The 4,202-nt window shown below is 69.4% G+C and carries 3 protein-coding genes, 1 pseudogene and 1 riboswitch; of the genes and pseudogenes, 2 read left to right on the forward strand and 2 right to left on the reverse strand.

Annotation, left to right across the window (positions count from 1 at the left end; all coding sequences use genetic code 11):
• Positions 1–1,415: precorrin-3B C(17)-methyltransferase (cobJ, locus tag R1101_RS27255; protein ID WP_016934613.1), on the forward strand; the 1,415-nt coding region annotated here is incomplete at its 5' end.
• Between the two features lie 104 nt (positions 1,416–1,519).
• On the opposite strand, the gene R1101_RS0117250 is transcribed toward cobJ, so the two are convergent.
• Entirely contained in the window at positions 1,520–2,281 is a 762-nt protein-coding gene (locus tag R1101_RS0117250; protein WP_026003397.1) for a cobalt-precorrin-4/precorrin-4 C(11)-methyltransferase, read from the reverse strand.
• Positions 2,278–3,483 carry a bifunctional cobalt-precorrin-7 (C(5))-methyltransferase/cobalt-precorrin-6B (C(15))-methyltransferase gene (locus R1101_RS0117255; protein WP_016934615.1) on the reverse strand — a complete coding sequence of 402 codons (1,206 nt, stop codon included), beginning with the start codon at positions 3,481–3,483 and terminating at the stop codon, positions 2,278–2,280. Before R1101_RS0117255 ends, R1101_RS0117250 begins: the two co-directional genes overlap by 4 nt.
• Positions 3,484–3,523: 40 nt before the next feature.
• Positions 3,524–3,718, forward strand: a riboswitch (cobalamin riboswitch).
• A 23-nt stretch (positions 3,719–3,741) separates the two neighbouring features.
• Between R1101_RS0117255 and R1101_RS0117260 the strand changes: the two are divergent.
• A pseudogene (locus R1101_RS0117260) lies at positions 3,742–4,202 on the forward strand (magnesium chelatase); the annotation flags it as partial.

The raw sequence follows: 4,202 nt of genomic DNA on the forward strand, positions 1-4,202 counted from the left end.
CCCGGTCGATCGCCGCCGACCTCATCCCGGACGGGATGATCGAGGAACTGCTGGTGTACCCGGTGACGACGGGCACCACCGATCACCCGGGCGGGTACGACGGCGCGATCGCCGATTTCTACGACGAGTCCGCCGCCCGGCTGGCCGCCCATCTCGACGCGGGACGCACCGTGGTGGTGCTGTGCGAGGGCGACCCGTTGTTCTACGGCTCGTACATGTATCTGCACGACCGCCTCGCGCCGCGATACCCGACGGAGGTGGTACCGGGTGTGACGTCGGTGTCCGCTGCTGCGGCTGCCGCAGCCGAGCCGATGGTCCGCCGCACCGACGTGCTCACCATCCTGCCGGGCACGCTTCCCACTCCGGAGCTGGCACGTCGGCTCGCCGACACCGACGGTGCGGCGATCATGAAGCTGGGCAGGACGTTCCCCGCCGTCCGGGAGGCGCTCGCCCAGTCCGGTCGACTCGACGACGCGGTCTACGTCGAACGCGCATCGATGGACCGGCAACGCATCCTGCCGGTCGCCGAGGTCGACGCGGACGCGGTGCCGTACTTCTCGGTGATCCTCACCGCCGGTGACCGTGCGCCGAAGAACCGCGAGATCGGCGACCGGTCCCGGCCGGTCGCCGTGGAGTCGCCGGAAGCGGATGTGACGAACGAGTTGCTCGTCGTCGGGCTGGGACCGGCCGACGAGAAGTGGCTGACACCCGAAGCGGCGGACGCGCTCACACAGGTCGATCACGTCGTCGGCTACGGACCGTACGTCGACCGCGTTCCGGTTCGCACCGGGCTGCACCGGCATTCGAGTGGCAACACCGTGGAGGTGGACCGCGCGCGATTCGCGCTCGATCTCGCCCTGTCCGGCGAGAAGGTCGCCGTGGTCTCCGGTGGTGACGCCGGAGTGTTCGGCATGGCGTCGGCGGTCTTCGAGGCCGCGCAGGACGAGAAGTACGCGTCCGTACCCATTCGCGTCCTGCCGGGTGTCTCCGCGGTGCAGGCCGTGGCAGCGCGGGCCGGCGCCCCGATCGGTGGTGACTTCGCGGTGATGAGCCTGTCGGATCGCCTCAAGCCGTGGAACGTGATCGAGAAACGACTGGCGGCGGTCGCCGAGGCCGATCTCGTCCTGGGTATCTACAACCCGGCGTCGCGCTCGCGCACCACGCAGGTCGCCGATGCGAAAGCGGTACTGCTGAAACATCGTCCGGCCGATACCGTCGTCGTGATCGGGTGCGATGTGGGACGGCCCGGCGAGTCGCTCGAGGTCACGACGCTCGAGAAACTGGATCCGGCGAGCGTCGACATGAAGTGCCTGCTCATCGTCGGCGCGGCGGGTACGTCGGTGACGTCGACCGGTGCCGTGTGGACGAAACGGTCGGTCGACGTTCGGATTCCGGAATCGTCCACCACCGCGTGACGTGCGGTGTCCACCCCGGATCGTCGACAGGTTCGCTCTCCGAAACGGGGTTCGCCCCTGCTGCAACCGTGGCGAACCCCGCTTCGGTGCGCGAGGATGAAACGCTATCCGAGTCCGTGGCGTTCGCGGGCGGGGTCGTAGAGGTGCGAGCAGGCGACGTCGGGTTGCTCCCGTACCCCGAGTGCCCGTCCGACGACGATCACCGCGGTGTGCTTCAGCCCCGCTGCCTCGACACTGTCGGCGATGTCCGCGAGGGTGCCGCGCAGCACGATCTGGTTCGGGCGTGATGCGAACGCGACCACCGCGACGGGGCAGTCGGCACCGTACTCCACCGTGAGTTCCTCGGCGAGGACGCGGATGCGCGTGATCGCCAGGTGCAGGACGAGACTTGCCCGGAGCCCGGCGACCCGTGCGAGCGCCTCGGTGTCGGGCATGGCGGTGGAGCGGGCCTGGGTGCGGGTCAGCACGACCGTCTGTACGAGTTCGGGGACGGTCAGTTCGGTACCGAGCGCCGCGGCCGCCGCGGCGTAGGCCGGAACACCGGGCGTCACGTTCCAGGGCACACCTGCGGCGTCGAGTCGTCGCGTCTGTTCGGTGAGCGCGGAGTACAGTGACGGGTCGCCGGAGCACAGTCGCACCGCATCGAGCCCGCGCCGGTGTGCGTCGACGAGGTGGGCGGTGATCTCGTCGAGGTCCAGATGTTGCGTGTCGATCAGTTCGGCGTCGTCACGGCAGTGCGAGAGGGTCTCGGCATCGAGATAGGTACCGGCGTACAGAACGACCGGGACCTCGCGGAGCAGGTTCACCGCTCGTAGCGTGAGCAGGTCTGCCGCTCCCGGTCCGGAGCCTACGAAATGGACTGTCATCGTTCACCTTTCACTGCACTCCATTGCACCACGGGCCGTTGCGCGCGCCAGCCGGTGAATGTTCCGATCGGATCGGCGTGTTCGACGGACAGGCGCACGAGTTCACCGCCGTGCACCTTCCACCACCGCACCAGGACGGCCTCGGTCTCCAGGGTCACCGCGTGCGCGACGAGCCGTCCGCCGGGAGTCAGTGCGTCCCAGCACGCGTCGAGCACGCCGTCGCGGCTTCCTCCCCCGCCGACGAAGATCGCGTCGGGTGCTTCGAGACCGGCGAGCGCAGCAGGGGCGGGCCCGCGGACGACGCGGACGGCGGACGGCACACCCAACGCGGCGGCATTGCGTTCGATCGCGTCGGCGCGACCCGCATTGCTCTCCACCGAGATCGTGCGGCAACGGGGATCGGTGCGTGCCCATTCGATTCCGACGGAACCGGCACCGGCACCGACGTCCCACAGCAGCTCCCCCGGACGCGGCGCGAGAGCACACACCGCGGCGAGACGCACGGTCCGCTTGCTGAGCTGGCCGTCGTGTTCGAACAGCTCGTCGGCGAGACCGGGCGCTGCCGACAGCCCTGCGGAACCGTCGGCCTCGATGCACAGCAGACTCAACGACGGAACCGATGCGTTCACGAGATCGTCTGCTGTCGAATCGATCCGGGATTCTGCATCCGCTCCGAGATTCGACAGCACCGAGACACGGGAGTTGCCGAACCCGCTGTCGGACAGCAGCGCCGCGACGTCCGGCACCCGCGCTCCGTCGACGAGAACCACGAGCCGCCGGCCGCGGGTGAGAAACCTTCGCAGTGAGTCGATCTCGCGTCCCACCACGGTGACCGTCTCACATTCCTCCGCAGACCAGCCCATGCGGGCGCGGGCGAGCGCCACCGAGGACACGGCGGGGATCACCCGCACGGCGTCGCGGCCCAGTCGACGGATCAGGGTGGTGCCGATCCCGGAGACCAGCGGATCGCCCGACGCGAGGGCGACGACATCCCTGCCTGCGTGCCGCTCGAGGAGATCGTCGAGGCCCGGCAGCAGCGGCGACGGCCACTGCTCGCGCATCGCACGCCCGGCGGGGACCAGGTCGAGGTGCCGCCGGCCGCCGAGCAGAACGTCGGCGGCGAGTATTCGTTCCCGGACGGCCGAGGGCACGCCCGGCCACCCCTCCGCCCCGATACCGACGACGGTGATGCGTGAACCCATGGCGGTGAACCCTAACCGACGGCCTGCGGCTACACTCGGCCGCGGCAAGACAATCGAAGGTGCCCCTCACGGGGATAATCGGGAAGCCGGTGAGAATCCGGCACAGGCCCGCTGCGGTGACCCGGGAGTCGTCGATCATGCGCGTACGCGCAGCCACTGGACCACACGTCCGGGAAGGCGATCGCACGGCGTCCGACCGGGAAGTCCGAATACCGGCCTTCGAACTGCTTGCCGTGGAGAACATCCCAGCGGGAGCCTGTGGAGGTCGAAGTGCACGTGTATCCGTTCGGTGCGGTGGTCGGTTCCGACGACCTCGCGCTGGCCCTGACCCTGTGTGCGGTGTCGCCGTCGATCGGCGGTGTGCTGGTACGCGGCGAGAAGGGCACCGCGAAATCGACGACGGTGCGTGCGCACGCCGCACTGTTGCCGCCGGTCACCGTCGTCGAGGGATGCCGATTCTCGTGCGATCCGACCGCACCCGATCCGTCCTGTCCGGACGGCCCTCACCCTGCCGATGCGGCCGCGCATCTCCGGCCGGTGCGGCTCGTGGAACTACCCGTCGGGGCGGCGGAGGATCGCGTCACCGGCTCGCTGCATCTCGGCAAGGCGCTGTCCGAACGCCGGGCCGAGTACGAACCCGGTCTCCTGGGCCCTCGCCCATCGGGGTGTGCTGTACGTCGACGAGGTCAACCTCCTGCACGACCACCTGGTGGACCTGC

This window comes from Rhodococcus sp. R1101 (genome assembly GCF_000278445.1).
Lineage (GTDB): Bacteria > Actinomycetota > Actinomycetes > Mycobacteriales > Mycobacteriaceae > Rhodococcus > Rhodococcus gordoniae.

What these genes read in the sequence shown, in the direction of transcription:
- R1101_RS0117250 (WP_026003397.1), bottom strand. Translation starts at nt 2,281, where the DNA reads ATGACAGTCCATTTCGTAGGCTCCGGACCGGGAGCGGCAGACCTGCTC.
- R1101_RS0117255 (WP_016934615.1), bottom strand. Translation starts at nt 3,483, where the DNA reads ATGGGTTCACGCATCACCGTCGTCGGTATCGGGGCGGAGGGGTGGCCG.